Here is a 26,852-nt window from a genome sequence, read left to right as displayed (position 1 = left end):
AGTGAAGGCCATGAAAAGATGCAGGGAATCACTCTGCCTTCTTTCGGCGCACCTTCACTTAGAAGGTGCGCCTTTTTCATGACCTGAAGAGGAGTGAATGATATGAAGACGATCCTAAAAAACCGGCATTTCGTCAACCTAGAAAGTTTATCCACGACAGAAATCAATTCTTTGATTGAACGCGGTCTCGCTTTTAAACGAGGCGAGACAGCGCCAGATTATTCCGATAAGACGCTTGTCAATCTGTTCTTTGAAAACTCGACTCGGACACGCTCTTCCTTTGAGATGGCAGAGCATCGTCTGAACATGCATCTACTGCCGTTCGAAACGGCGACTTCCTCCATGCAAAAAGGAGAAACGTTACGCGATACATGCAAGACACTCGAAGCAATCGGCGCAGATGCTTTGGTCATTCGCCACGGAGCAACCGGATATTACGAAGAACTGATGCAGACACTCGATATTCCGATCATCAATGCGGGAGACGGGAGCGGTCAACATCCGTCCCAGTCCTTACTCGATTTGATGACGATGGTCGAAACGTACGGAACGGTCGAAGGAAAAGTCGTCGTCATCTGTGGGGACTTACAACATAGTCGCGTCGCCCGATCAAACGCGGACATCTTAAAGCGACTCGGTGCCATCGTCTATGGATCAGGACCTATTGAGTGGTACGACCCTGCGATGGGCATACCGTATCTTCCGATGGATGAAGCAGTCGAGCGGTGCGACATCTTGATGTTACTGCGTGTCCAGCACGAACGGCATGACGGGACGACACGATTTGATCCAGCAGTCTACCACACAACGCACGGATTGACACATGAGCGGATGAACCGTCTGAAGCATTCCGCGATCGTGCTTCATCCGGCACCGGTCAATCGGGGAGTCGAGATTGCTGACGAACTGGTCGAACATCCGCAATCGCGGATCTTTGAACAGATGAAAAATGGTGTCTTTGCACGGATGGCGATTCTGGAATGGTGCTTTTCAACGAAATCAATCAAAGGAGACGATGCAGATGACAACACGAATTGAGAATGCGAGATGGTACGAGGCGGGACAAGTTCGAACTGGAGATATTCGGATTGAAGCCGGGAAAATCACGGATTTAGCAGCAACACCGCAAGCGAATGAAACGGTCATTGATGCGTCCGGCTTATTCGTCGCACCAGGATTCGTCGACATCCATGTCCACCTGCGGGAACCGGGTGGCGAACATAAGGAGACGATTGCGACCGGCACGGCAGCGGCGGCAGCGGGTGGATTCACGACGATTTGTCCGATGCCGAACACGCGCCCCGTACCAGACGATCGTCAAACACTTGATGCGTTGTTCCAAAAGATTGAAGAGACAGCGTCCGTTCGGGTTTTGCCTTACGCGGCGATTTCAAAAAATCAACTCGGACAAGAACTCGTCGCGTTCGACCAATTAACAGATGCTGTCGCCTTTACGGATGATGGTGTCGGCGTCCAGACGGCAGCAGTCATGCGGACAGCGATGCAACAGGCGGCACGCCTCGGGAAAACGATCGTTGCCCACTGTGAAGATGATTCGCTAAAAGCAGGATGTGTGCACGAGGGGAACTACAGTCGACGAGAAGGACTACAAGGTATTCCGTCGCTTGCTGAGAGCATCCACATCGCACGTGATGTCCTGATTGCAGAAGAGACCGGCTGTCATTATCACGTCTGTCATGTCTCGACGAAGGAATCGGTCCGTGTCATCCGTGACGCGAAACGAGCAGGGATCCGGGTGACGGCAGAAGTCACACCGCACCATCTGGTATTGATCGATGAAGACATACCGAATCAGGATCCGAACTTTAAAATGAATCCTCCCTTACGAAGTGAAGCAGATCGCCAAGCATTGCTCGAGGGGCTAGCGGACGGAACGATTGATTGCATCGCGACCGATCACGCTCCCCATGCGGCAGAAGAGAAGGCACTCGGTATCGAACGTGCCCCGTTCGGCATCACAGGGTTCGAGACGGCCTTCCCACTCCTCTATACGAAGCTTGTTGCTGAAGGAGAAATGACACTTGAGACACTGATCCGGAATTTGACGGACAAGGCAGCAGCCATCTTTGAACTTCCTTACGGGAGACTCGAAGTGGGGGCGGAAGCAGATCTGGTTTTGCTTGATCTAGAAACGGAGCGTATCGTATCACCGGAACGATTCCGCTCAAAAGGTAAGAACACACCGTTCGCAGGAGAACGGTTAAAAGGATTCCCGGTCATGACGCTCGTCAAGGGAGAAATCGTATTCAAGGAGGACACAGCACATGCGTAAACGGACACTGATACTAGAAGATGGGATGACGTTTGAAGGAACGGCATTTGGCTCAGATACGACAACAACAGGAGAGGTCGTCTTCCAGACCGGAATGACAGGGTATCAAGAAATGTTATCGGATCCATCTTACTGCGATCAGATGATCGTGTTGACGAACCCGTTAATCGGAAACTACGGGATTAACCGAGAAGATTATGAGACGACGCGTCCGCTCGCTAAAGCACTGATCGTCCGTGAACATTGTCAGACGCCGTCGAATTTCCGGAGTGAGATGTCGCTCGATGCAGCACTTCAAGATCTTGATATTCCAGGATTAAGTGGAATCGATACACGTCAATTGACACGGCATATCCGTTCGAAAGGTGTCATGCGTGGACGACTCGTTGACGGTGAGTTCGATTTAGCAGCAGAACTGGTTCACCTTCAAAACGCACCTATCGAGACGGATCAAGTCAAGCGGGCCTCAACGGAACGAGCGTACATCATTCCAGGTGCTGGACCGCGCATCGTTCTCGTCGATTTCGGTGCGAAGCTCGGAATCGTCCGCGAACTCGTCAAACGCGGCTGTGAAGTCGTCGTCGTGCCCTACGACGTCAGTGCAACGGAAGTCTTACGCTATCGTCCGGACGGTGTAATGCTATCGAACGGACCAGGGAATCCAAAGGATGTCCCAACGGCGATTCCGATGATTCAAGAATTGACGGGAAAAGTCGTCATCTTCGGCATCTGTCTCGGTCATCAGTTGATTGCACTAGCGCACGGGGCGGATACGTTCAAGCTCCCATTCGGTCACCGAGGTGCGAATCATCCAGTCCAAGATATCCGGACAGGTCGCGTCGATATCACGTCGCAAAACCACGGGTATGCCGTCGACGAACAGTCATTACGCGATACCGTGCTTGAAGTGACGCATCTTGCGATCAATGACGGAACGGTCGAAGGCATCCGTCATACGACAGCAGCGGTCTTCTCCGTCCAGTACCATCCGGAAGCATCACCTGGTCCGATGGATGCGAACGGTCTATTCCAACAGTTTTTAGAAGAAATCACGAAACAACAGGAGGTCTCTCATGCCTAAACGTCAAGATATCCAGAAAATTCTCGTTATCGGGTCCGGTCCTATCGTGATCGGACAAGCAGCTGAATTCGACTACGCTGGAACACAAGCGTGTCAAGCCTTGAAGGAAGAAGGATATGAAGTCATCCTCGTCAACTCGAACCCAGCAACGATCATGACGGATCCAACGGTCGCTGATCGTGTCTACATCGAGCCCCTCCAAGCAGAGTTCGTCTCACGGATCATCCGCAAGGAACGTCCGGATGCCTTGCTTGCGACACTCGGAGGTCAAACGGGTCTGAACTTGGCTGTCGAACTGGATCGTCTCGGTGTCCTTGCTGAGTATGGTGTCGAGTTACTCGGTACGAAATTGTCAGCAATCGAAGAGGCAGAAGATCGTGATTTGTTCCGTCAACTGATGTTTAAACGCGGGCATGGTGTGCCGGACAGTGAAATCGTGCATACGCTTGAAGAGGCACAACAATTCCGGCAACAGATCGGTTTACCAATCATCATCCGTCCGGCGTATACGCTTGGAGGAACGGGCGGTGGAATCGCCAACACACCAGAAGAGTTCACGCGAATCGTCGAAGGGGGACTCAAGGCAAGTCCGGCAACACAGGTACTTCTTGAAAAATCAATTGCCGGGATGAAGGAAGTCGAGTTCGAAGTCATGCGCGATGCGACGAATCAGGCGATCATCGTCTGTGCGATGGAAAACTTCGATCCCGTCGGTGTTCATACCGGAGACTCGATCGTCTTCGCACCGACACAAACGCTATCGGATCGCGATTATCAATTGTTGCGAAACGTCTCGCTCGATATCATTCGTGCACTTGGAATCGAGGGCGGATGTAACATCCAGTTCGCACTGGATCCGACGAGCTTCGACTACTATGTCATCGAAGTCAACCCACGTGTCTCACGCTCGTCTGCACTCGCGTCAAAAGCAACGGGTTACCCAATCGCAAAACTGGCTGCGAAAATTGCCGTCGGGTATGCCTTGTCCGAATTAAAGAACCCGATCACCGAGACAAGTTTTGCTTCGTTCGAACCGGCACTCGATTATGTCGTCGCCAAGATTCCGCGCTGGCCGTTCGATAAATTCGAAACGGCGGACCGGACACTCGGCACACAGATGAAAGCAACCGGTGAGGTCATGGCAATGGGACGGACGATGGAAGAGGCATTACTGAAAGCGGTCCGTTCGCTTGAAATCGGTACAGCGGATCTGTATATGCCACGCTTCATCGAAATGGCAGATGATGCGTTACAACAAGCGATTCGCCAAGCGACGGACGATCGACTCTTCGCCTTGTACGCGGGCTTCGTCCGCGGTTACAGCGTCGAACAGATTCATGACTGGACAGCGATTGATCGCCTGTTCCTTGAAAAGTTGCACCATATTTGGCAGCTCGAGCAATCAGTCGCAACTGGTTTGACACCTGAACTACTCCTGCATGTGAAGCGGTATGGATTCAGTGACCCGATGCTCGCCCGAATCACAGGACAAACGGAAACGGAAATTCGCCGGATGCGTGAAGCACAAGCGATTCATCCGGTCTATAAGATGGTCGATACGTGTGCGGCAGAGTTCGCGTCCGATACGCCGTACTACTACGGAACATACGAACGTGAAAATGAAGCCATCGCGACGAACCGTTCTTCGATTCTCGTCTTAGGATCAGGTCCGATCCGGATTGGTCAAGGAGTCGAGTTCGATTATGCGACAGTCCATTCGATTCAAGCGATTCGACAAGCCGGATACGAAGCAATCATCGTCAACAACAATCCGGAAACCGTGTCGACCGACTTCTCGATTTCCGATCGGCTCTACTTTGAACCACTGACGACGGAGGATGTCCTTGAAGTCATCCGAAATGAACGTCCGCTCGGTGTCATCGTCCAGTTCGGTGGACAGACGGCGATCAACTTAGCCGAGTCATTAGCAGCAGAAGGTGTGAAAATCCTCGGGACATCGCTTGAGGATCTCGACCGGGCTGAGGACCGGAAACAGTTCGAAGCAGCGTTGACGGCGCTCGACATTCCACAGCCACCAGGTAAAACGGCCGTGACGGTCGAAGAAGCGGTCACGGCAGCAGCGTCACTCGGTTACCCGGTCCTCGTTCGTCCATCGTACGTCCTCGGCGGTCGGGCGATGGAAATCGTTTATGCTCAAGAAGAACTGGAACATTACATGAAACACGCGGTCATCGCCTCACCGGAACGACCAGTCCTCGTAGACCGCTACCTGACAGGAATCGAACTCGAAGTCGACGCGATCTGCGACGGAACGGATGTCGTCATTCCAGGAATCATGGAGCATATCGAACGTGCCGGTGTTCACTCGGGTGACTCGATTGGTGTCTATCCGCCACAACGGGTCTCCCAAGACATCAAGGACCGGATCGTCGACTACACGACACGGATTGCGAAAGCATTCGGCATCAAAGGATTACTCAACATCCAGTTCGTCTACGCGGACGGCGCCCTCTATGTCCTTGAAGTCAATCCGCGTGCTAGCCGGACGGTGCCATTCATCTCGAAAGTGACGGGACTTCCGGTCGCACGGCTCGCAACGGACATCATTCTCGGTGAGACACTTGCTTCTTATGGGTTAACAAGTGGTGTTCTACCGGAAGAACCACTCGTCTCGGTCAAAGTACCAGTCTTCTCATTTGCGAAGCTTAAAGAAGTTGATCCGACACTCGGACCGGAAATGAAATCAACCGGTGAAGTCATTGGAACGGACCGGACGCTCGAAAAAGCGCTCTATAAAGGGTTGCTCGCATCAGGGATGGCGATTCCAGAGCACGGTCGTGTCCTCTTGACAGTCGCAGATCCAGATAAAGCAGAAATGACGGATCTCGCACGACGCTTTGCCTCACTTGGATTCACGTTACTTGCAACGGAAGGAACGGCAGCCTACTTGACGGAGCAAGGATTACCGGTCCAGACGGTCGGCAAAATCGACTCGTCTTCCGAATCGATGCTCGACGTGATTGAAAAAGGGGAGATTGAATACGTCATCAATACGATGAGTCGGGACTCGCAAGTCACGAAAGATGGCTTCATCATTCGTCGGGCAGCAGCCGAGAATCAAGTCGTCTGTCTGACATCACTCGATACGGCGGAAGCAATTCTTCGTGTCATCGAAAGTCGCTCGTTTGAAGCCAGTGCGATCCAAGCCTTCACACATGAAAAGAAAGTGGTGATCCAATGAAGCAACTCTTGACGGTCGTCTCTCGACGAACGGTAGCTCAAGGTGCGACAGAACTCGTCTGTCGCCTTGAGCAACCTCAGGTCATCGCGCCAGGGCGATTCATGCATCTTCGCGTCGGGCCACTCTTACGCCGACCGATCTCGATTGCCCAGGTCGACCATGATTTGATCACGTTTCTCTTTAAAGAAATCGGACAAGGAACAGCAGAACTGGCTTCTTTGCGTCCGGATGATACGATCGATGCCCTCGGACCGCTTGGAAACGGGTTTCCGATTGCTGCTATCCATCCAACTCAACGCGTCGTCCTCGTTGGTGGGGGGATCGGTGTACCACCGCTGTATGAGACGATGCGCCAACTTGTCGCCCGGGGTGTGACATGTGAAGCGATTCTAGGATTCGATACGGCAACAAGTGTTTTTTACGAAGCGGAATTCCAAACGCTCGGTAAGACGACGGTCACGACCGTCGATGGGACGCATGGTATAGCAGGATTCGTCACGGCTGCCTTACATCCGGAAAGCTACGATGTCCTACTCGCCTGCGGACCGGAACCGATGCTGAAGTCACTACAGCAACAACCGATTGAACATAAGTATCTGTCGATCGAAAACCGAATGGGGTGCGGAATCGGAGCATGCTTTGCCTGTGTCTGTCAAACACCGACGGGCGGGTACGTCAAGACGTGTTCCGATGGTCCAGTCTTTCGGGCAGAGGAGGTCGTACTATGACGGAACGATTGCGTGTCGAGTTGCCGGGACTCTCTTTAAAAAATCCGATCATGCCGGCATCCGGATGTTTTGGGTTCGGTGAGGAATATGCGAAGTTGTATGATTTATCAGAGCTTGGGGCGATCATGATTAAAGCAGCGACGGGTGAAGAACGCTACGGAAACCCGACGCCGCGTGTCGCAGAGAGTGGGATGGGGATGTTGAATGCAATCGGTCTCCAAAACCCGGGTGTCGATGGCATCCTAACGAATAAGATGCCTTTCCTCGAGACGTTCGATACGGCGATCATCGCCAATGTCGCGGGTTCGACACCGGAAGAATATGAGCTCGTTGCAGAGAAAATGAGTCAGCATCCAGGCATTCATGCACTGGAATTAAATATTTCTTGTCCGAACGTCAAATCGGGTGGAATTCAATTCGGAACGGATCCGTCGCTTGCTGCTGAATTGACACGACGTGTCAAACGGGTCTCGACTAAACCAGTCTACGTCAAACTATCACCGAATGTCACCTCGATCGTTGAGATGGCACGTGCCGTCGAAGCAGCTGGTGCAGATGGTCTGACGATGATCAATACACTCGTTGGGATGCGAATCGATGTCCGGACGGGGCAGCCAATCCTTGCCAATCGGATTGGTGGATTATCCGGTCCATCGATCAAACCGGTTGCGATTCGGATGATTCATGATGTCGCGCAAGCCGTTTCGATCCCGATCATCGGCATGGGTGGCGTGATGGAGGTCGATGATGTCCTCGAAATGATTTACGCTGGAGCTTCGGCTGTTGCCGTCGGTACCGCAAACTTCGTCAATCCATACATCTGTCAAGAATTGATTCAGCAGTTACCGGAACGCATGGACGAACTTGGTATTGATCATATTTTAGACATCAGGGGGAAAGCATATGAATCAACTTTACATCGCGCTTGATTTTCCGACCGAAGCAGAAGTCTTTTCGTTTCTCGAACGGTTCGAAGCGACAAGACCAGCTGTGAAAGTCGGGATGGAATTGTTTTATGCAGCAGGCGGAACCTTCGTCCGAAAACTCGTCGAGCGCGGACATGCGGTGTTCCTCGATGTCAAAATCCACGACATTCCAGAAACGGCACGTCGGACGATGCGTATCATCGGACAATTAGACGTCGAACTGACGAACGTCCATGTTGCTGGTGGGAAAGAGATGATGATCGCAGCCCGAGAAGGACTGCGTGAGACGAACGCTGAGACACAACTGATTGGCGTGACTCAGTTGACATCGACGGATGAAGCGATGTTACGCGATTTAAAGATTGAAGGAGTGATGCCGGCAGTCGTTCGTGAATATGCGCAACTCGCAGAAGCAGCAGGACTAGATGGTATCGTCTGTTCAGCACTCGATCTTCCGGAACTAGTTTCAGCTTGTCGGACAGATTTTCGATTCGTCACACCCGGCATTCGTCCGACGAACAGTCAAGCGGATGATCAAAAGCGGGTCGCGACCGTTCTTGACGCTCGTCAAAATGGAGCGACGGATTTAGTGATCGGTCGTCCGATTACGCGTGCAGAACATCCAGAACAGGTCTATCTGATGTTACTTGAACAATGGAAGGGGCAATTCTCATGGTAAATCCAATCGCTAGTGCGTTACTCCGTATTGAAGCCGTCACCTTATCACCAAACGATCCATACACATGGGCAAGTGGACTTCGTTCACCGATTTATTGTGATAATCGTTTGACGCTCTCGTACCCAGAAGTTCGTTCCTTGATTGCAGATGCACTCGCTGAGAAAGTGAAGGGACTTGCAGTCGATGTGATTGCTGGAACTGCGACGGCAGGTATTCCACACGCAGCATTCGTCGCGGAACGACTAGGATTACCGATGGTCTACGTACGTAGTGGCAACAAGAAACACGGTAAAGGGAATCAAATCGAAGGTGTCATTCAACCTGGACAACGTGTCGTCGTCATCGAAGACTTATTATCGACGGGGATGTCTGCAATCGAAGCGGCGCAAGCTCTGCAAGCGAAGGGAGCAAATGTCATTCGCATTCAAGCGATCTTCTCGTACGGGATGGAGCGCTTGTCAAACAATCTCCGCGACGCAAAGATCGAAGCGGATGCATTACTGACGTTCGAAGCGTTACTCGAAACCGCACAACAACAAGGTGATATTACTATAGAAGAGCAAAAACAGTTGGCGGATTGGTCGAAAGATCCAGTCGCTTGGAGCGAACGTTTTACAGCGAACGTCTAAAATCGATAGATTCCGTCAGACGACCTACGATTTCTAGTGAATGTTTTGGTACACTAGAAAAATAAAGGAGGTCGTCGACTATGGTGACGCATTATCGTGATTATGAACAGTTCAAAAAGGTCGTCCTCCCGTTTTTGCTTGAACGTCCGGATACCCATCAGTTGATTCTTGGCATATTAGAACGTGGGGATGAACCGCTCTTGATGGCAACGGCACAAGAAGACGATCATCGTCTCGTCATATTGCAAACGATACCGGAGCAAGCCATCGTCGCAGGTGATGTGTTCTCGCAAGAAGGAATCCGAAAGCTCGCGCGAATTCTGGATAGTCCAGGATTCGTCGGAGAACAGGCCATCTTAGCGCCGCTTTTACTCCCACATTCCATGTATGAGGTACATATGGAACAAGGGATGTATGCACTGACAGAGGTCGAGATGCCGCTTGTTCCGGAAAACGTCGTCTTCCGACCGATTTCGGACGTTGAAAGACAACAAGCCTTAGCATCTGCGTCCGGATTTTTACATGAAGTTGAAACGCGACCTTCTGAGCGACAGCTTACGCAACTCCATCAGTCGATGACGCGCCACATCCAGCAAGGAAGCTTGTTCGGACTGTTTCGTGGAGATATGCTTGTCGCGATGGCGGCAGCAACGCGTCCGACGCAAACTGGGATTACGATTTCTTACGTCTATACGCCGAAAGAACTGCGTGGAAATGGGTATGCCTCTTATCTCGTCGCCAAACTATCTGAACATCTACTAAAGTCTTATCCGGTCGTGACACTCTACACCGATTGGTCGAACCAGACAGCGAATAAGATCTATCAGCATGTCGGTTTCGAGTTAGTCGGGCGATCCTTACATATCAAGAAACAAGAGCGCTATCGATGAATATCGAGCCACTTGTTTCTTGGACATGTCTAGACATTGATATGTACAACAACAGCCGATCATCCTGTTATCTAAGGACGATCGGCTGTTTCATGTCAAACTGAGAAATCAATTGAATGTAGCGATGATTTTACCACGGACATGGCGTTCAGATAGACGTTGCAATCCTTTGACGATGTCCGCTGCTGGAATCTCTTCTGTGACGAGTGGATCTAGTTCTTTTGCTGCGACGAGTTTTAATAACTCGCTTGCCATATGACCGAGGTTTCGGATGGCACGGTCATCTTCGCTTGCATAAGCAGCCGCGAGTGCCACTTCATGGATCGAAGGGGAGAGCGTGAACGGCTTGACGACCGACTGATCGGGACCACCGGCGATGAATGCAAGTTGCCCCGAGAAGGCAAGACGTCCGATATCCGCTGTTGCTTCATCTCGACCGACCGTATTAAAAATCAAGTCAGCGCCGCGACCGTTCGTCCAATCGCGGATGACATCCGTTACATTTTCTTTTTTGTAGTCGATGGCAAGATCGGCACCGAGTCGCTTGACCCACTCATGATTTTCCGTCGAAGCAGTCGTCGCGACCTTAAGACCCAGGCGTTTTGCGAGTTGAATGCCGATGCCACCAACACCACCTGCACCAGCATGGATAAGGATCGTTTCTTTCCCTGTCGTGTTCATCTTCTGAACGATGGCTTCATAGGCAGTCATTCCTGCGCAAAGAATCGCAGTGGCTTCAGCGAATGAGACGTCTTCCGGAATCAGGGCGAGGGCACGTGTATCGACGAGTGCATATTCAGCAAAAGCGCCATCGCGTTGCAGGTTCGTATGAATCGCTACACGATCGCCGATTTTCACTTCTGCGCCGGGGCCGATTTGTTCGACGACACCAGCTAGATCGACGCCTGGAATATGTGGAAACGTCCAAGCTGGATTGTTAGTCGCCTTATAGTCGACGGGATTCAGCGCGACGGTCTTGACGCGAATCAAGGCTTGACCTTCTCCTGGCGTCGGCGTCTCGACCTCTTCGAATGTCCATTGATCAATGGCTGTACCTGAGTGGTTTAACCATGCTTTCATGTTTAATACGCTCCTTCCGAATACGTGAGTTCATACGAGTGAGAGTAGATTTCGACGAGGTTACCGAATGGATCCTCACAGTAGACCATTCGATACGGCTTGTCTCCCGGATAGTATTCGCGGATTGGCATCCGTTGTTTGCCACCATGGGCAACGATTTTTTCGACGAGTCCTTCGACGTCTGGATCTTGAATCGCATAATGGAAGATGCCTGTTTTCCAGAATTCGAAGTTGTTTTCGGGTTGTTCATTGTTCGGGAACTCGAACAACTCGATTCCGATGCGGTCACCTGTCGCCATGTGAGCAATCCGGAACTTGTTCCACCCTGCACCAAAGACATCCGTACACATGACACCGATGGCAGAATCATCTTCGAGGACATCAGATGGTTCCATGATGATATACCAGCCCATCACCTCTTGATAAAAACGGACGGCTTCGTCGAGATTCGGCACGGAAAGACCGATGTGCGAAAAATTACGTGGATACGTCATGCTTAACACTCCTTTTGCAAAATGATTTACGCATACTCTAACTTACGCTACACTCGATTGCATAGTACGCACTTTGAAGTAACTACTCTGGAGGAGAGAACAACATGTCGACAGAACAATTTCCGGTCAATCGGGCGCTCGCCATCATCGGCGGAAAATGGCGTCCACAATTATATTGCACGTTAGAGAACGGTCCGAAACGTTTTTTAGAGTTACAACGTGCCATTCCCGGGATTTCTCGGAAAGTCTTGACCGATCAGTTAAAAGAACTTGAACGACTCGGAATGATCGAGCGGATTGAGTATGATGAAGCCGTCTTACACGTCGAATACAAATTGACAGAGGCGGCATTTACACTGCAACCGGCCATGAAAGGTTTATGCGCGTGGGGGGAAGGGAATCAATTATCCGAATCCTAAACGAGAGGCAGTGACACTCATGAAATTGACTTATCACGGACAATCGACAGTAACAATCGAGACGAACGGGCATCATCTCGTCATCGATCCATTCTTTAGCGGTAACGAAAAAGCGACGACGAATCCCGATGACGTCAAAGCGGATTTCATCCTTTTGACGCATGCGCATGCCGATCATATGCTTGATGCTGAACATATCGCAAAAGCCACTGGGGCGACAATCATTGCTACTCATGAACTGGCGACGTATCTGAGTTTCAAAGGGCTCAACGTTCATCCGATGAATCTCGGCGGACAGTTTGAATTCCCATTTGGTAAAGTGAAGATGACACAGGCATTCCATTCATCAAGTATCATCGATGAGGAAAAACAGACGATTACGTATATGGGGATGCCGGCTGGATTCTTGCTGACGATCGAAGGAAAGGAAATCTATCATGCAGGTGATACGGCACTGTTCGGAGATTTAGCCCTTTATGGCGCCCATCACGAAATCGATTTAGCCTTCTTACCGATTGGTGATAACTTCACGATGGGTCCGGATGATGCGTTGATCGCTGCAGATATGTTGCAAGCGAAAGCCGTCGTACCGATCCACTACGATACATTTGATTTAATCAAACAAGATGCGAACGCCTTCTGTGAAAAGATTGAAGCACAAGGTCAAACGGGCCATCCACTCGCGATTGGCGAGTCACTCGAATTATAATCCGTTCTTAAGTAAAGGAGAGGAAAACGTCATGGTTCCTCTCCTTTTTGTTGCCGTTTTTCTGACCTCCTTCCTTCTTCCGCCCGATGGCGAAACGGTGAACTTCTTCTATGATAAGAAAGGGGCTGTTGACAGCCGATTCGGATATTCGGAATAATGGAAGACATGAGATGGAGGGGCTGACATGGAAGAACATAATAGTAGGAGTGTGCGAAAACGAAAACAATCGTCGTTCACACGCTTAAAAAATAAACAAAAACAAAAGATGGATGCACGATTGAACCGGATTGGAGAAAAAGGACCAGTGAAACGGCCAATCTACTTATACGGTGGTGTCATTCTCGGACTTGTCGTCATCTATTCGATCACATTGCTCGTCTCAACGGAATTGTTATCGCGCGGCGAGTCATTTAAGACGACGAATCGCTATAAATCTCTCGCCATCGAGGCGCCGCACGCAACGGTACAATTCGTTCGAAGCACAGACGGAAACGTCCAAATCAAACTCGTCGATAGTGCGTCGAGTGGGAAGCGACTGAAAATCAGTACATCGACGAATACGGTGACGGTGACAGGACGAGATGGTTGGCTGTCTCGACTTGGCAATCGTCCGAGCGAGAAAACAGCAGACTATACGATTCAAGTAGGATTACCAAGTTATATGAACCGTGTTGATGTCGATGCCGGTACACTGAAAGGGATGGGCATCTACGCAAAAACGATCGAGATGGATGGAGAAGCGATGAGTCTCGATAAAGTAAAAGGTGATGAGATTACACTGAATGCAACACGTGCGATTTCCGTCAAGGAAATGGACGCCGTACATGCGCAGGTGACAGGCGAGAGTGTCTCGCTGGCAGACTATATGGCGAAGTTGAGTCTTGACGTCACGACGATTGACGGCGCGACGAAATTGAAGCCAGATAAATCAGCCGGTACGATTACGATCGACACGGGAGGCGATATTAAAGCCTCTGATCGATATACGAAACAAAAGAATAAGGATGAGACGATTTATGAACTGTCGAAACAAGAAAAACCGGAAGTGACAGTCAATAGTGAAGTCGGGCAGGTGACGCTCGAGTGAAATTAAAGTTTCGGATTGGACTTCGAACGATTAAGACTGGCATCGCGGTAGCTCTTGCACTCAGCATCTCTTGGTATGTATTTGATATTTATTCAGGAATGGGGGCTGTCGCAGCCATCGTTGCGATGCAACCGACAATCCATCGTTCATTTAAAATCGTCTTCAATCGAATTTTCGGAACGGTACTCGGACTAATGTGTGGACTCGCCATCGTTGCGACACTTGGTGCCAATCCGCTGACGATCGGACTCGCCGTCGTCGTCTCACTCGTCCTCAATTCGATGATTGGACGAACGGATATGTCGACGTTCGCTGCCTTTGCGATCGTCTTGATGTTCGAGAGCCCGACCGCCGACTATGTCCACTATGCCTTATCACGATCGTTGCTGACTGTCGTCGGTGTGTTATCTGCCGTTCTCGTCAACTACATCGTCTTCCCACCACATTATGAAGACCGCTTGCTATTACTCGTCAAAAAAACGACGCAACAGTTGATGGAAGATTGGCGAACCCTTGTGCAAGATGATGGACGCTTGCTTGCCGTCCGTAAACAAATCCTCAAACATGAGGAAATGATGCTGATGCTTCAAGAGGATCAAAAATATCCATTGGTGGCAAGCGGTCAAAGTGAAGCGTTCATTCGACTGAAGGAGCTTGTCGATCTTGAAGACAAGTTGCTCGTCTTGCTTGAAAGCATTGCTAGTCACCGGGATATCCCGATGACAGAAGAACAGGAAAAGACGCTCGGTCAGGAAATTGATTTCTTACTCAGCCATCATTACGATGTCATCTTCTCCCACGAACGAAAACAGGCGATGTTCTCATTCGATCAAGAATTAAGCGAAGCGAAGGATATCATCCATGGGCATTTGCTTGATTACCGGGAACAGTTAGAAAAAATGAAGTGAAGATGAAAAAGCGCTGTTTCTCCTAAGTAACATTTAGGAAAAACAGCGCTTTTTTGTGTAGCGTCATTGACGTAAGGATTGGACGACATCTGGATCAGGTGTGACGTAAAGAGTTGTTTGATCCGTGTAGATGACGAATCCGGGCTTTGCACCACTCGGTTTTTTGACATAACGTAGTTCCGTGAAGTCGACCGGGACTTGGCTCGACTCACGTGCTTTCGAGAAATAAGCTGCGACGATCGCTGCTTCCTTCAACGTCGTCTCGTCCGGTGCATCACTTTGAATGATGACGTGCGATCCCGGGATATCCTTCGTGTGTAACCACGTATCGGACCTGCGTCCGAACTTGAACGTCGCGTAATCATTTTGTTTATTGTTCTTTCCTACGAAGAATGGAAGACCAGTCGAAGAACGGTATGCTTCGAGTTGTGGGAGCTGCGGTTTCTTTTTCTTCTTTTGTCGTTCGCGCAGATAACCTTCTTCGACGAGTTCCTCGCGCATTTCCCGGATGTCTTCTGGGGATGCGACATCGAGTTGCGCAAGTAAGCCTTCGAAGTACGCAATCTCAGCTTGGTTCTTCTCGAGCTGACGCGCGACTTCGACTTTGGCGGTTTTTAATTTGTTGTACCGTTTGTAGTAGCGCTGCGCGTTCTCATTCGGTGAAAAGCGAGGATCGAGCGAAATCGTTATCTCAGCGCCATCTGGGTCATAGTAATCGACGACTGTCGCTTCCTTCATCCCGCGTTCGAGCTGATACAGATAGGTCGTCAGTAATTCCCCTTTATGTTTCCACTCATCCATCCGTAACGTCGCTTCTAAATCTTTTTCGAGTTTCGAGCGTTTTAGAATATTTTTATCATATTCACTTTTGATGAACCGTTCGAGATCGGCTGCTTGTTGTTTGACGCGATCGCGGTTCGCCTTTTGATGGAAGAAGGCGTCGAGGACTTGACCACTCGTCTCGAACGTCTTCTCATCGATGATGGATCCTTCCGTCAAGCGGATAGGGGCGAAACGTTCCTTCCCGCCATCCATCCGTTGCAACACATAAGGACCATCGAGTTCCTTCAGGACTTCTTGAAAGGCAGACGCGAGAGTCGTCCGGTTGGCTAGACCTGCTCGCGAGACGATCTCTTTTGCGATTTGCGGGGACAGACCACTGAAGAGACCAAGTAACTGACGATCGAGCTTCCCAGCGTTCCAGTCAATCCGGTGAAGCGCCTTTTCGATATCTCCTGTGAGCGGATCCACTTTATCCTGTGCCGGCGGAAGCTGGTATGTCATCCCTGGCATGATCGTCCGGAAGGTATTTTGACTGAGTGGTAAGTGTTTGATCGCATCGAGGATCTTATCTTGTCCATCGGTCAAAATGATGTTCGAGTGACGTCCCATCAATTCGATATAGATTTTTTTCGCTTCCTCATCGCCAAGTTCGTTCCGGGAGCGGACGCGCAAGACGATGATCCGGTCGCGTTCGAGTTGTTCGATTGACTCGATGAACCCGCCTTCGACATGTTTACGGAGCATCATACAGAAGAGTGGGGGTTCACTCGGGTTGCTGACCGCTTCCGACGTAATGTGCATTCGTGCATACATGGCATTCGCAGAGGCGAGCAATAATACGTTTTTTCGCTCGGCCCGGACCTGGAATACTAAATCCAATGTGTAAGGTTGGTATACCTTATTGATCCGTCCTCCGACGAGCGGTTGGAGTTCTTCGACGACGCGTGTCGTCATCAATCCGTCAAAAGCCATACGATTACCTTCTTTCTTGATTTCGTTCTCACTTTCTAAAGGTAACAGAAATGGCATCGTTATGGTATGATAAAGCAGTCGAGCTAAAAAAGATGACTTGCGAACTTCCCGTCTCTACTGCTAATATGAAACAATGTGAAGTTTGTGAGATGGAGGGGTTTTGAAGTGATTTTCAAAGAGCGTGGCTTATTACTCGTATTATCTGGTCCAAGTGGTGTCGGAAAGGGAACGGTCTGTCGTGCCTTGCGCGAAGATCAGGATAATGATCTGCATTACTCGGTATCCTGTACGACGCGCCAACCGCGCGAAGGAGAAGTAGATGGTGTTCACTATTTCTTTAAATCGCGTGAAGAATTCGAAGAGATGATTGCGAACAATCAACTCTTGGAATATGCTGAATTCGTAGGGAATTATTATGGAACACCTGTCGAATGGGTGAACCAGATCCTAGATGAAGGAAAAGACGTCATTCTCGAAATCGAAGTTCAAGGGGCCATGCAGGTCAAAGAACATTTTCCAGAAGCTGTCTTCTTATTCCTTGCACCTCCAAGCCTCCAAGAATTACGGAACCGCCTCGTAGGGCGTGGAACGGAATCAGAGGAAGTCATCAAGCAACGTCTTCTCGTCGCTAAAGAAGAGATCGAGATGATGGATGCGTATGACTATGTCGTGACGAACGACGAAATTCATAAAGCCTGTGATCGAATTCAAGCAATCGTCACAGCGGAACATTGCAGTCGGGAACGTGTCGCGTCCCTATATAAAAAAGCCATGGAGGTTAAGTGATATGTTATATCCATCAGTTGATAAGCTTCAAAAGAAAGTGCCATCGAAATATACGATCGTTACAGTTGCCGCTAAGCGTGCGCGTCAAATCCAAGACGGGAAACGCGTGAGAGTCACGAACCCAAAATCGCATAAACCGGTCGGGAAAGCTTTAGAAGAGCTTTATTTCGAAGAAGTATCCGTCACGAACCAACCGCAAGACTAATTTTGAAGCAGCCACTTGTCATCGTGGCTGTTTTTTTCAATAAGGAGGACACCTACATGTTAACCAACCGAAACATTCTACTGTGTGTCGGCGGTGGAATCGCTTCCTATAAATCAGCAGCACTCGCTTCCAAACTCGTTCAAGCAGGCGCACACGTTCAAGTCGCGATGACGCGTAATGCGCAACAATTCGTCGGTAAGACGACGTTTGAAGCACTGACGCGAAAAGCGGTCTATGACAATGTCTTCATCGAGCATGATCCGTCAAAAATCGCTCATATCGATTTAGCGGATGAAGCGGACTTAATCGTCATCGCACCAGCGACCGCGAACTTGATTGCAAAACTCGCGCACGGGATCGCAGATGACTTCATTACGACGACAATTCTCGCAGCGACATGTCCCGTCATCGTCGCACCGGCGATGAACGTCAATATGCTCGAACATCCGGCGACTGTCCGCAATATTGAACAACTCAAGCAGGATGGTGTCCAGGTGATTGCACCGGGAGTCGGAAATCTCGCATGTGGTTGGGTCGGAAAAGGTCGTTTACCGGAACCAGAAGATTTGGTCGCAACACTCTCAACGTTCTTTGAAGAAAAATATCTAGCCGAACGAAAAGTCTTGATCAGTGCAGGACCCACAGTAGAACGGATTGATCCGGTTCGTTATTTGACGAATGATTCTTCCGGGAAAACTGGAATTGCGCTCGCAGAGGCGGCACGAGATGCAGGAGCCGATGTCACACTCGTCCATGGTCCCCTTCGGATTGGATTACCGACCGGGATAGCGACGATTGCCGTCGAGTCGGGAGAAGAAATGCTTGAAGCCATGTTACGTGACTATGAGACGCAAGACATCGTCATCATGTCCGCTGCCGTAGCTGACTATCGACCGTCTGTCCAGTACGATCAGAAGCAGAAGAAAATTCACGGACCATTGCGGATTGAACTCGAGGAGACGACGGATATTCTGAAGACGCTCGGTGAGCAGAAACAACATCAGGTATTAGTTGGATTTGCAGCGGAGACGACGGACGTCGAGACGTTCGCGAAACAGAAACTCGTCCGAAAGAAGGCGGATTTCATCGTCGCGAATGATGTCTCTCGTTCTGACATCGGATTTGTCAGCGACGAAAATGAGGTCGTCGTTTTTGGGAAGAATGATTCCGTCACGCGATACGATCAACAATTGAAATCGACGCTCGCCAAATCGCTCATGCGCCAATTTGCGGAGGCATTGGCATGATAGCTGAAGTCATCGTCGATGTCGCAGCGGCCACCGTCGATCGTCCTTTTGATTATGCCGTGCCGGAACTCTGGCAGGAGCTGATTGTTCCCGGAATGCGCGTAGAGGTTCCGTTCGGTCCACGTGCGTTGCTTGGGATCGTCGTCGGAACGAAAGCAACCTCTGATTTGACGAACGTCAAATCGATCGTTCGTGTCTTAGATGAGACGCCGACCTATACGCAAGAATTACTCGAGCTGTCGGCTTATCTATCAGAAACGACATTGTGTTTTCAGGCGACGGCACTGCTTGCGATGCTGCCGGCTGCGTTGAAGGTGAGTTATGATAAACTGGTCATAGTCGAGTCGGGCCCACTTCGGGCATATCATGGTAAGAAAATGAGTCAATTACCAACGGAAGTCCAACAAATCATCTTAACAGCGGCGAAACAAGCTGACGTGACGCTTCAACCGGTCATTCGCGAGAAAAAGACGTCTAAGACGGATAAACGTATTCGTCTCCTCGAGGAACAGGCAACTTTTACGAAACAAGCGAGCCAACAAGCGGCACTTTACTCGTATATCCAAGAATTTCCGAATGCGCTTTGGAGTGAAATCAAGCAGGCGACGGGCGCAACGAGCGCGACGTTGAACGCCCTCGGGAAAAAAAGCATCATTGAAGTCGAGACGATTGATGTACGGCGAAATCCTTACGAACATCTCGTCCAAGACATCTTTGTGCCGTCCTCTTTGACGGAAAAGCAACAGGAAGCCGTCTCGGCGATTACGGCTGAAGCGGAGACCGGAACGTTTTTGTTACATGGCGTAACAGGAAGCGGTAAGACGGAAGTTTATCTTGAATCGATTCATGCACAACTCGAACGCGGTAGACAAGCGATCTTGCTCGTCCCTGAAATCAGTCTGACACCGATGATGGTCAAACGGTTCAAACGTCGTTTCGGAGAACGGGTCGCTGTCCTGCATAGCGGTCTATCGCTCGGAGAAAAGTATGATGAGTGGCGCAAAATCGCTCAAGGTGAGGTCGATGTCGTCGTCGGTGCACGGTCCGCCGTGTTTGCGCCGCTGACGAATATCGGAATCATCATTCTCGATGAAGAACATGAAACAACCTATAAACAAGAAGAGAATCCGCGCTATCATACGCGTGATGTTGCAAAATGGCGAGCGGCCTATCATCGTTGTCCCGTCGTGCTCGGAAGTGCAACTCCATTACTTGAGACGTATGCGCGGGCACAAAAAGGGGTCTATCGTTACTTACCGCTTCGCGAACGATTCGGTGGGGAACTGCCTCCGGTCGACATCGTTGATATGCGTAAAGAACTTGAACGGGGCAATCGTACTCCGTTCAGCCTCGCGCTAGTCGAAGGCATCAAAGAACGAATCGAGCGTGGGGAACAGACGGTATTACTTTTGAACCGTCGTGGGTACACGACATTCGTCTTATGTCGGGATTGCGGGGAGACGCTTCAATGTCCGCATTGTGCCGTCAATTTAACGTATCATCAACATGAAAATCGCTTAAAGTGCCACTATTGTGGATTTGAGGCAGCGATGCCGAAAACTTGTCCGTCCTGTGAATCGACGAAGATTCGTCAGTTCGGAACGGGGACACAAAAGATCGAGGAAGAGTTGGCGCATTTGATTCCGGAAGCGCGCATTATCCGGATGGATCAAGATACGACGTCTCGTAAAGGCGCACACGAGAAGTTACTCGATGCCTTCGAGCGTAAGGAAGGAAACATTCTTCTCGGGACACAGATGATCGCAAAAGGTCTCGACTTTCCAAATGTCACGCTCGTTGGGGTGCTCGCTGCCGATGCGACGCTCGGTATTCCGGATTTTCGGGCAAGTGAGCGAACATTTCAGTTGATCACGCAAGTGTCGGGTCGTGCCGGGCGAGGGCAACTCGCCGGACAGTCGATCATCCAGACCTATAATCCGGAACACTACGTCATTCAGACGGCAAAACAGCATGATTTCGAAACGTTCTATAAGCGGGAGATGCAGTTGCGCAAACTCGGGGGACACCCTCCATTCTGGTTCCTTGGTCTGATCACGGTCTCGGCGACACATCCACTTGAAGCACAAGCAGAAGCTCAACAAATCGCCTCCGAGCTGCGGGCTTTCGAATCGGAGGATTTAGTCGTCAATGGACCGTTCGATGCGCCACTTGCTCGACTGAAGAATATGTACCGACAACAGGTCTTAATTAAACATAAAGGGCAGGAAGATGTCCGGACACATCTTCGTGATATCTTAGCCCGTCGTCAAAAGTCAAAAACACAAGTCGCGATCGACTTGAATCCATTTGTATTCATGTGAGGTGTCTGTATGTATAAAGTAGTAGAAGTACCCAACGATGTATTACGACAGGTGTGTGAACCTGTCACGAAGTTCGATAAAAAACTTGGTAAGATGATCGACCGGATGTTCGATACGATGTATGAATATGATGGTGTCGGCTTAGCGGCACCGCAAATCAATCAACCGATCCGTGTTGCGGTCGTCCATACGGATGATGAGACCGGACCGATCGAGCTGATCAATCCGGAAATCATCGAAGCCGACGGTTCACAAATCGATGACGAAGGATGCCTCAGCATGCCCGGCATCTTTGGTCCTGTCGAACGGTTCGACCGCATCGTCGTCAAGTCGCAGGATCGACTCGGACGAACGGTCAAAATCAAAGCAAACGGCTTTTTTGCACGTGCCATCCAGCATGAGATGGATCATTTAGACGGTGTCCTGTTCACGGATAAACTCGTCGATCAAGAAAAACCGCGCGTCGTCTTCATGGGGACGCCTGAGTTTGCGGCAGGAACACTGCGTGAAGTGATCGATGCCGGATATGACGTCGTCGGTGTCGTCTCACAACCCGATAAGCCGGTCGGACGAAAACGGGAAGTCAAACCGACACCAGTGAAACTCGTCGCGATGGAGCACGATATTCCTGTGTTGCAACCGAAACGGATTCGCGAGGATTATCAAGATGTTCTCGATTTAAAACCAGATCTCATCATCACGGCAGCTTACGGTCAGATCGTACCGACGGTGATTTTGGAAGCACCACGTTTTGGGGCGATCAATGTCCATGCGTCACTCTTACCGAAATATCGTGGCGGTGCACCGATTCATCAAGCAATCATCGATGGTGAAAAAGAGACAGGCGTGACAATCATGTACATGGTCGATCGATTGGATGCCGGTGATATGTTGTCAAAAATCATCGTTCCGATTGAAGAGAACGATACAGTTGGAACTATGTTTGAAAAATTAGCGGACGCAGGAGCGCGTCTGTTGCTTGAGACGTTACCGCGTTTGTTCGCAGGTGAATTGACACCGGAAGCACAAGTCGAGGCAGAAGCGACGTTTGCACCGAATATCTCACGTGAACGTGAACGGCTTGATTTTACGTTACCGGGTGAGACACTCTATGATCAAATCCGAGGAATGAATCCTTTCCCAAGTACGTACACGATGCTTGGTGATGATCGATTGAAAGTCTTTTTCGCGACGAAAGTCAAAGGAACGGGACGACCAGGTGAAATCATTGCTTTAGAAGCGGATGGTCCCGTCATCGCGACAGGTTCGGAAACAGCGTTGAAGCTGATCGACTTACAGCCGTCCGGAAAAAAACGGATGGATGGTGCCACGTTCATGCGCGGGATCGGTCAATCGCTTGAACTCGGACAACAAGTAGGTGAGAACGCATGAACGTACGTGACGCAGCAGTAGCGACACTAATGAAAATTGGTCAAGGTGGTGCCTTCTCGACAATCACAGTTCACCAGATGCTTGAAAAGCGTGCTATCTCAGCAACGGATGTCGGCTTGTTCACAGAACTCGTCTACGGGACGCTCAGTCGTGAATTGACACTGGATTATATTTTGGAGCCGTATCTAGCGAAACAGAAAAAACTTGATCCGTTCATGCGTCCATTATTACGGATGAGTGTGTATCAATTGTTTTATCTTGATCGTGTACCGGATCATGCCGTCATCCATGAAGCTGTCGAGATTGCTAAAAAACGTGGGAAAATCCACGTCTCGAAAGTCGTCAACGGAGTGCTCCGGAATGTATTACGGGCGGGAATGCCCCATTTCGCTGAGATTGAGCCTGTTGCAAAACGAATCAGCATCGAAACGAGTCATCCGCAGTGGCTCGTCGAACGCTGGATTGAACTGTTTGGTCCGGAAGAAACGCTTCAAATCTGTCAATTGAATAACACACCTGCACCGGTCACGGTTCGCATCAATCGGACGAAGACGACGCGAGAGGAAGCGATCGAGCTTCTACTCGACCAAGGTGTGACGGCAAAACCATCTACGGTCGCGCCAGATGGTCTCGAAATCGAACGAGGAAGCGTTCAAAAAACGGATCTGATTGACCGTGGGTATCTTTCTCTGCAGGATGAGAGCTCAATGCTCGTCGCCCGTGCACTTGGTGCAGAAGCATCTGATCATGTTCTCGACAGCTGTGCCGCACCTGGTGGGAAAGCGATGCACATTGCTGAAGGTTTGACGACGGGAACACTACAGGCACTTGATCTTCATCCACATAAGATTAAATTGATTGAACAGCAAGCGACACGATTAGGTCTTACGACTGTTCAAGCAGAAGCGTTAGATGCTCGTAAAGCAGGAGACCGCTTTGAAGTAGAATCGTTTGATCGGATTCTTGTCGACGCACCTTGTTCAGGACTCGGTGTCATTCGAAGAAAACCAGATATCAAATGGACGAAACGCCCGGAACAACTCGAGCAACTCCCGAAAATTCAACGAGATATTCTGACATCTGTCTTACCACTCGTTAAAAAGGGTGGAACCTTCGTCTATTCGACTTGTACGATTGATCCGACCGAGAACGAGGATCAGACAGCGTTCATTCTCGATCAAGGATTTGAATTTGATACATCCTTTGCGGCACGGATGCCGGAATCCGTGCGACATCTGATTGGGGATCGAGCAGAACTCAAGTTGTTACCGACGACAGTCGGAACGGACGGCTTCTATATTGCCGCGTTTAAAAAACGAGAAGATTGACACGAACGGAGGACTGTCATGGAGTTAGCTCACCTTTCGACTACTGGGAAAGTCAGGACTAAAAATGAGGATACGGTATTACTCGTCGGGAACGCTGAACGTGGTCTTGCCGTCGTTGCGGACGGTATGGGAGGTCATGCTGCTGGCGATATCGCAAGTGCAATTGTTCGCGAGGTATTTGAAGCATCCTTTTCACTTATGCCAAATCGTCCGATGGAATTGTCTGAATGGATAGAACAACGTGTAGCCGAGGCAAATGCCCGGATTCTTCAGTTTTCAAAAGACGAGCAACTTGCCATCGTCGGAACGACCATTGCCTGCGTATGCTGGGTCGAGGAGTTGCTCGTCATCGGTCATGTTGGGGATAGCAGAGTCTATGCCCTTGAAGGTAAGGCGTTAAAACAATTGACGGATGATCATTCTTACGTCAACATGTTACGACAAATGGGGGAACTTTCGGATGAGGAAGTCGAAAATCATCCACGTAAGAATGTCATCACACGGTCGGTCGGCTCGAACGAAACAGTCGAAGTCGACATTCAAGTCAGAGATGCTCCAGACTATGACCTCGTCCTCGTCTGTAGTGACGGGTTGACCGATGAAGTGCCAGATGATGTCATCGAACAGATCATCTTACAGGATGAGCCGCTTGATGAGATCGTTGGACGATTGGTGAAAGAAGCGAATGCTCGAGGAGGCGCGGATAACATTACGATTGCCGCCATCCGGTTCAAAGAAAGAAAGAGGGTCTGAATATGCGATACGGAGATCAATTAAATGACCGCTACCGCATAGAACGGCTAGTTGGAAGTGGCGGGATGGCGAATGTCTATCAAGCCTATGATGAGATTTTAAAGCGTCATGTTGCCATTAAGATTTTACGGACTGAATTTTCGCATGACGAACAGTTCATTCGTCGATTCGAACGTGAAGCGCATGCTGCTACCAGCTTGAATCATCCAAACATCGTTGCCGTCTATGATGTAGGCGAAGAAGATGCCATCTATTACATCGTCATGGAGTATATCGATGGTATGACATTAAAAACATTTTGTGAAAATCAAGCATTACCTGTGCCGCAGGCCGTCGATATCATCGCTCAAATTTGTGATGCGATTGATCACGCCCATGCACACCGGATCATCCATCGCGATATCAAACCGCAAAACATGTTGATTCGAGAAGATGGTACCGTCAAAGTAACGGATTTCGGAATCGCTGTGGCGATGTCGAATGCGACGCTGACGCATACGATGTCCGTTCTTGGGTCCGTCCATTACTTTTCACCGGAACAAGCAAAAGGTAAATTTGCGGATGAGAAGTCGGATATCTATTCGCTTGGTGCTGTCTTATACGAACTCGTCACAGGACAAGTCCCGTTCGAAGGTGATTCACCGGTTGCGATCGCTTTAAAGCATCTGCAAGATACACCGCGTCGCCCATCCGTCTTGAATCCGAAAGTGCCGCAAGCACTCGAGAACTGTATCATGCAGGCGCTTGCAAAAGCACCGCATGACCGTCAACAGTCCGTCGCAGCGTTTAAGGCAGATATGGTGACGGCGTTGTCTGACGAACGGGCAAATGAAAGCATCCGTGGCGCAGAAGAGGATGAGATGGAAAAGACAATGGTTTTATCACCTGTCCAAGTGCCAGAAGAATCAAAAGCGGAACTAGAATCACCCGCCGTCGCAACTGTTCAACCGAAAACACCGGAAAAGAAAAAGAAAAAACGCTGGTGGATCATCCTCTTGTTACTCCTTTTACTGGGTGGGGCGGCTACGACGTTCGCGATGTGGCCGGATCCAACGGTCACCGTACCATCTGTCGTCAAGACGGATGGAGACGATGCGGAAACGAAGCTTGAGAAACTTGGATTTGTCGTCGAGACAACGGAACGGAGTAGCGATACGGTCGAAGAAGGCGATGTCATCAGTCAAACGCCTCGTGAAAAAGCACAGGTCAAGAAGGGCTCGACAGTCAATTTGGTCGTTTCTACTGGTAGTGCTCCGGTTGAGGTACCGGATGTGACGGATGAAGCTGAAAAAGAAGCAATTGCAACGCTAAAAGAAGCAGGATTCGCAAAAGTCGGAGTCGAGCGAGAGAAGTCGGATGAGATCGATCGAGGAAATGTGATTCGACAGTCAATTTCTGCTGGAACGGAGGTCATTGCGAAAGAACAAACGATTACGATTACTGTATCTGAGGGGACGTCTTCTTTCGAGTTGAAGGATTTGACGAATTTATCGAGTGATGAAGCAAAAGCTTATCTCGATAAAGTAGGATTAGACGGAACGTTCGAACAAGAATTTTCTAGCGATGTCAAACTCGATCAAGTCATCCGTCAGTTCCCGCAAGCTGGCGCACAAGTCGAGCCGAACGACTCCGTGACGGTCTTCATCTCTAAAGGTGAGGAAGAAAAAACAGTGACGGCGACGTTCCCTGAAAAGGTCGTCTATGATGCTGTTAGTGAAGATGAAGAAGAGGCTCCGCCGAAACAAGTCATCCGAATCGAGACGGAAGACGCGAAAGGGAAGCGGACCGTCATCGAGGAATCAATTGATCAAGATGAGACATTCGACGTGCCATTAACGATTGATCCGGGTGAAGAAGGCAAAATTACGATCTATAAAGACGATACGGTGTATCGTTCAAAAACCATCACGTACAATCAAGCAAAAGACGCACAATGAATG

At 49.8% G+C, this 26,852-nt stretch carries 24 protein-coding genes and 1 pseudogene; 22 read left to right on the top strand and 3 right to left on the bottom strand.

The window, feature by feature from the left end; genetic code table 11:
* Window positions 1-102: 102 nt before the first annotated feature.
* The 9 genes from KNQ12_RS03480 (at window position 103) to KNQ12_RS03440 (ending at window position 10,428) form a co-directional block, all read left to right on the top strand.
* A complete protein-coding gene (locus KNQ12_RS03480; protein ID WP_214746376.1) occupies window positions 103-1,038 on the top strand; it encodes an aspartate carbamoyltransferase catalytic subunit in 936 nt (311 codons plus the stop codon).
* Window positions 1,022-2,293, top strand: coding sequence for a dihydroorotase (locus KNQ12_RS03475; RefSeq protein ID WP_214746373.1), 1,272 nt, complete (start codon window positions 1,022-1,024; stop codon window positions 2,291-2,293). Before KNQ12_RS03480 ends, KNQ12_RS03475 begins: the two co-directional genes overlap by 17 nt.
* Window positions 2,286-3,374 carry a carbamoyl phosphate synthase small subunit gene (locus KNQ12_RS03470; RefSeq protein ID WP_023468786.1) on the top strand — a complete coding sequence of 363 codons (1,089 nt, stop codon included), beginning with the start codon at window positions 2,286-2,288 and terminating at the stop codon, window positions 3,372-3,374. Before KNQ12_RS03475 ends, KNQ12_RS03470 begins: the two co-directional genes overlap by 8 nt.
* Window positions 3,367-6,576 (top strand): carbamoyl-phosphate synthase large subunit, encoded by a 3,210-nt coding sequence (carB, locus tag KNQ12_RS03465; RefSeq protein ID WP_023468785.1) that lies wholly within the window; start codon window positions 3,367-3,369, stop codon window positions 6,574-6,576. Before KNQ12_RS03470 ends, carB begins: the two co-directional genes overlap by 8 nt.
* Window positions 6,573-7,304, top strand: coding sequence for an iron-sulfur cluster-binding protein (locus tag KNQ12_RS03460; RefSeq protein ID WP_214746370.1), 732 nt, complete (start codon window positions 6,573-6,575; stop codon window positions 7,302-7,304). Before carB ends, KNQ12_RS03460 begins: the two co-directional genes overlap by 4 nt.
* Window positions 7,301-8,233 carry a dihydroorotate dehydrogenase gene (locus KNQ12_RS03455; protein ID WP_023468783.1) on the top strand — a complete coding sequence of 311 codons (933 nt, stop codon included), beginning with the start codon at window positions 7,301-7,303 and terminating at the stop codon, window positions 8,231-8,233. The genes KNQ12_RS03460 and KNQ12_RS03455 overlap by 4 nt, the downstream gene beginning before the upstream one ends.
* A complete protein-coding gene (pyrF, locus tag KNQ12_RS03450) occupies window positions 8,208-8,909 on the top strand; it encodes an orotidine-5'-phosphate decarboxylase (protein WP_214746368.1) in 702 nt (233 codons plus the stop codon). The genes KNQ12_RS03455 and pyrF overlap by 26 nt, the downstream gene beginning before the upstream one ends.
* Window positions 8,903-9,538: an orotate phosphoribosyltransferase gene (gene pyrE / locus KNQ12_RS03445; protein ID WP_074668419.1), complete on the top strand. Its 636-nt coding sequence runs from the start codon at window positions 8,903-8,905 to the stop codon at window positions 9,536-9,538. The genes pyrF and pyrE overlap by 7 nt, the downstream gene beginning before the upstream one ends.
* A gap of 80 nt (window positions 9,539-9,618) precedes the next feature.
* The gene (locus KNQ12_RS03440; RefSeq protein ID WP_214746365.1) at window positions 9,619-10,428 is read left to right on the top strand and encodes a GNAT family N-acetyltransferase; all 810 of its coding nucleotides are present in this window, start codon (window positions 9,619-9,621) and stop codon (window positions 10,426-10,428) included.
* 108 nt (window positions 10,429-10,536) lie between these two features.
* Here the strand turns inward: KNQ12_RS03440 and KNQ12_RS03435 are convergent, their stop codons facing one another.
* Both KNQ12_RS03435 and KNQ12_RS03430 read right to left on the bottom strand, forming a co-directional pair.
* On the bottom strand, window positions 10,537-11,508 hold the full coding sequence (locus KNQ12_RS03435; protein ID WP_214746362.1) for a zinc-binding dehydrogenase: 972 nt from the start codon (window positions 11,506-11,508) through the stop codon (window positions 10,537-10,539).
* Window positions 11,509-11,510: 2 nt separating this feature from the next.
* Complete coding sequence (locus tag KNQ12_RS03430; protein WP_023468778.1) at window positions 11,511-12,002, bottom strand: lactoylglutathione lyase family protein; 492 nt, start codon at window positions 12,000-12,002, stop codon at window positions 11,511-11,513.
* 104 nt (window positions 12,003-12,106) lie between these two features.
* Between KNQ12_RS03430 and KNQ12_RS03425 the strand changes: the two genes are divergently transcribed.
* The 4 genes from KNQ12_RS03425 (at window position 12,107) to KNQ12_RS03410 (ending at window position 15,125) form a co-directional block, all read left to right on the top strand.
* Window positions 12,107-12,421 carry a winged helix-turn-helix transcriptional regulator gene (locus KNQ12_RS03425; protein WP_023468777.1) on the top strand — a complete coding sequence of 105 codons (315 nt, stop codon included), beginning with the start codon at window positions 12,107-12,109 and terminating at the stop codon, window positions 12,419-12,421.
* Window positions 12,422-12,440: 19 nt separating this feature from the next.
* On the top strand, window positions 12,441-13,130 hold the full coding sequence (locus KNQ12_RS03420) for a metal-dependent hydrolase (protein WP_214746359.1): 690 nt from the start codon (window positions 12,441-12,443) through the stop codon (window positions 13,128-13,130).
* 184 nt (window positions 13,131-13,314) lie between these two features.
* Complete coding sequence (locus KNQ12_RS03415; RefSeq protein WP_023468774.1) at window positions 13,315-14,217, top strand: DUF4097 family beta strand repeat-containing protein; 903 nt, start codon at window positions 13,315-13,317, stop codon at window positions 14,215-14,217.
* On the top strand, window positions 14,214-15,125 hold the full coding sequence (locus KNQ12_RS03410; protein ID WP_023468773.1) for an FUSC family protein: 912 nt from the start codon (window positions 14,214-14,216) through the stop codon (window positions 15,123-15,125). Before KNQ12_RS03415 ends, KNQ12_RS03410 begins: the two co-directional genes overlap by 4 nt.
* Window positions 15,126-15,188: 63 nt before the next feature.
* Here KNQ12_RS03410 and KNQ12_RS03405 read toward each other — a convergent pair whose 3' ends face one another.
* Window positions 15,189-16,880 carry an Rqc2 family fibronectin-binding protein gene (locus KNQ12_RS03405; protein WP_035396742.1) on the bottom strand — a complete coding sequence of 564 codons (1,692 nt, stop codon included), beginning with the start codon at window positions 16,878-16,880 and terminating at the stop codon, window positions 15,189-15,191.
* Between the two features lie 168 nt (window positions 16,881-17,048).
* Here KNQ12_RS03405 and gmk point away from each other — a divergent pair, with 168 nt between their 5' ends.
* From gmk to pknB, 9 genes and pseudogenes are all read left to right on the top strand, one after another.
* Window positions 17,049-17,666, top strand: coding sequence for a guanylate kinase (gene gmk / locus KNQ12_RS03400; protein WP_174316772.1), 618 nt, complete (start codon window positions 17,049-17,051; stop codon window positions 17,664-17,666).
* A 1-nt stretch (window position 17,667) separates the two neighbouring features.
* Complete coding sequence (gene rpoZ, locus KNQ12_RS03395; protein ID WP_023468770.1) at window positions 17,668-17,871, top strand: DNA-directed RNA polymerase subunit omega; 204 nt, start codon at window positions 17,668-17,670, stop codon at window positions 17,869-17,871.
* Window positions 17,872-17,927: 56 nt separating this feature from the next.
* Window positions 17,928-19,118 (top strand): bifunctional phosphopantothenoylcysteine decarboxylase/phosphopantothenate--cysteine ligase CoaBC, encoded by a 1,191-nt coding sequence (gene coaBC / locus KNQ12_RS03390; protein WP_214746356.1) that lies wholly within the window; start codon window positions 17,928-17,930, stop codon window positions 19,116-19,118.
* A complete protein-coding gene (priA, locus tag KNQ12_RS03385) occupies window positions 19,115-21,439 on the top strand; it encodes a primosomal protein N' (RefSeq protein ID WP_214746353.1) in 2,325 nt (774 codons plus the stop codon). The genes coaBC and priA overlap by 4 nt, the downstream gene beginning before the upstream one ends.
* Before the next feature lie 9 nt (window positions 21,440-21,448).
* Window positions 21,449-21,838, top strand: a pseudogene (def, locus tag KNQ12_RS16950) (peptide deformylase); the annotation flags it as partial.
* A gap of 72 nt (window positions 21,839-21,910) precedes the next feature.
* Window positions 21,911-22,831, top strand: a complete 921-nt coding sequence (fmt, locus tag KNQ12_RS03380; RefSeq protein ID WP_035396898.1) for a methionyl-tRNA formyltransferase — start codon at window positions 21,911-21,913, stop codon at window positions 22,829-22,831.
* Window positions 22,828-24,159 (top strand): 16S rRNA (cytosine(967)-C(5))-methyltransferase RsmB, encoded by a 1,332-nt coding sequence (gene rsmB, locus KNQ12_RS03375; protein ID WP_214746347.1) that lies wholly within the window; start codon window positions 22,828-22,830, stop codon window positions 24,157-24,159. Before fmt ends, rsmB begins: the two co-directional genes overlap by 4 nt.
* 18 nt (window positions 24,160-24,177) lie before the next feature.
* Window positions 24,178-24,912 carry a Stp1/IreP family PP2C-type Ser/Thr phosphatase gene (locus KNQ12_RS03370; protein ID WP_214746344.1) on the top strand — a complete coding sequence of 245 codons (735 nt, stop codon included), beginning with the start codon at window positions 24,178-24,180 and terminating at the stop codon, window positions 24,910-24,912.
* 2 nt (window positions 24,913-24,914) lie between these two features.
* Window positions 24,915-26,849 (top strand): Stk1 family PASTA domain-containing Ser/Thr kinase, encoded by a 1,935-nt coding sequence (pknB, locus tag KNQ12_RS03365; protein WP_214746341.1) that lies wholly within the window; start codon window positions 24,915-24,917, stop codon window positions 26,847-26,849.
* Window positions 26,850-26,852 lie beyond the last annotated feature (3 nt).

It is taken from the genome of Exiguobacterium sp. s11 (assembly GCF_018619015.1).
Lineage (GTDB): Bacteria > Bacillota > Bacilli > Exiguobacteriales > Exiguobacteriaceae > Exiguobacterium_A > Exiguobacterium_A indicum.
Note: the sequence above shows the minus strand (reverse complement) of the source record. Positions and strands in the feature narration are given on the sequence as shown.

Bases quoted from the DNA above. Each gene is read 5' to 3' on its own strand.
- KNQ12_RS03480 (WP_214746376.1), top strand. From the start codon at position 103: ATGAAGACGATCCTAAAAAACCGGCATTTCGTCAACCTAGAAAGTTTA.
- KNQ12_RS03475 (WP_214746373.1), top strand. From the start codon at position 1,022: ATGACAACACGAATTGAGAATGCGAGATGGTACGAGGCGGGACAAGTT.
- KNQ12_RS03470 (WP_023468786.1), top strand. From the start codon at position 2,286: ATGCGTAAACGGACACTGATACTAGAAGATGGGATGACGTTTGAAGGA.
- carB (WP_023468785.1), top strand. From the start codon at position 3,367: ATGCCTAAACGTCAAGATATCCAGAAAATTCTCGTTATCGGGTCCGGT.
- KNQ12_RS03460 (WP_214746370.1), top strand. From the start codon at position 6,573: ATGAAGCAACTCTTGACGGTCGTCTCTCGACGAACGGTAGCTCAAGGT.
- KNQ12_RS03455 (WP_023468783.1), top strand. From the start codon at position 7,301: ATGACGGAACGATTGCGTGTCGAGTTGCCGGGACTCTCTTTAAAAAAT.
- pyrF (WP_214746368.1), top strand. From the start codon at position 8,208: ATGAATCAACTTTACATCGCGCTTGATTTTCCGACCGAAGCAGAAGTC.
- pyrE (WP_074668419.1), top strand. From the start codon at position 8,903: ATGGTAAATCCAATCGCTAGTGCGTTACTCCGTATTGAAGCCGTCACC.
- KNQ12_RS03440 (WP_214746365.1), top strand. From the start codon at position 9,619: ATGGTGACGCATTATCGTGATTATGAACAGTTCAAAAAGGTCGTCCTC.
- KNQ12_RS03435 (WP_214746362.1), bottom strand. From the start codon at position 11,508: ATGAAAGCATGGTTAAACCACTCAGGTACAGCCATTGATCAATGGACA.
- KNQ12_RS03430 (WP_023468778.1), bottom strand. From the start codon at position 12,002: ATGACGTATCCACGTAATTTTTCGCACATCGGTCTTTCCGTGCCGAAT.
- KNQ12_RS03425 (WP_023468777.1), top strand. From the start codon at position 12,107: ATGTCGACAGAACAATTTCCGGTCAATCGGGCGCTCGCCATCATCGGC.
- KNQ12_RS03420 (WP_214746359.1), top strand. From the start codon at position 12,441: ATGAAATTGACTTATCACGGACAATCGACAGTAACAATCGAGACGAAC.
- KNQ12_RS03415 (WP_023468774.1), top strand. From the start codon at position 13,315: ATGGAAGAACATAATAGTAGGAGTGTGCGAAAACGAAAACAATCGTCG.
- KNQ12_RS03405 (WP_035396742.1), bottom strand. From the start codon at position 16,880: ATGGCTTTTGACGGATTGATGACGACACGCGTCGTCGAAGAACTCCAA.
- rpoZ (WP_023468770.1), top strand. From the start codon at position 17,668: ATGTTATATCCATCAGTTGATAAGCTTCAAAAGAAAGTGCCATCGAAA.
- coaBC (WP_214746356.1), top strand. From the start codon at position 17,928: ATGTTAACCAACCGAAACATTCTACTGTGTGTCGGCGGTGGAATCGCT.
- priA (WP_214746353.1), top strand. From the start codon at position 19,115: ATGATAGCTGAAGTCATCGTCGATGTCGCAGCGGCCACCGTCGATCGT.
- fmt (WP_035396898.1), top strand. From the start codon at position 21,911: ATGGGGACGCCTGAGTTTGCGGCAGGAACACTGCGTGAAGTGATCGAT.
- rsmB (WP_214746347.1), top strand. From the start codon at position 22,828: ATGAACGTACGTGACGCAGCAGTAGCGACACTAATGAAAATTGGTCAA.
- KNQ12_RS03370 (WP_214746344.1), top strand. From the start codon at position 24,178: ATGGAGTTAGCTCACCTTTCGACTACTGGGAAAGTCAGGACTAAAAAT.
- pknB (WP_214746341.1), top strand. From the start codon at position 24,915: ATGCGATACGGAGATCAATTAAATGACCGCTACCGCATAGAACGGCTA.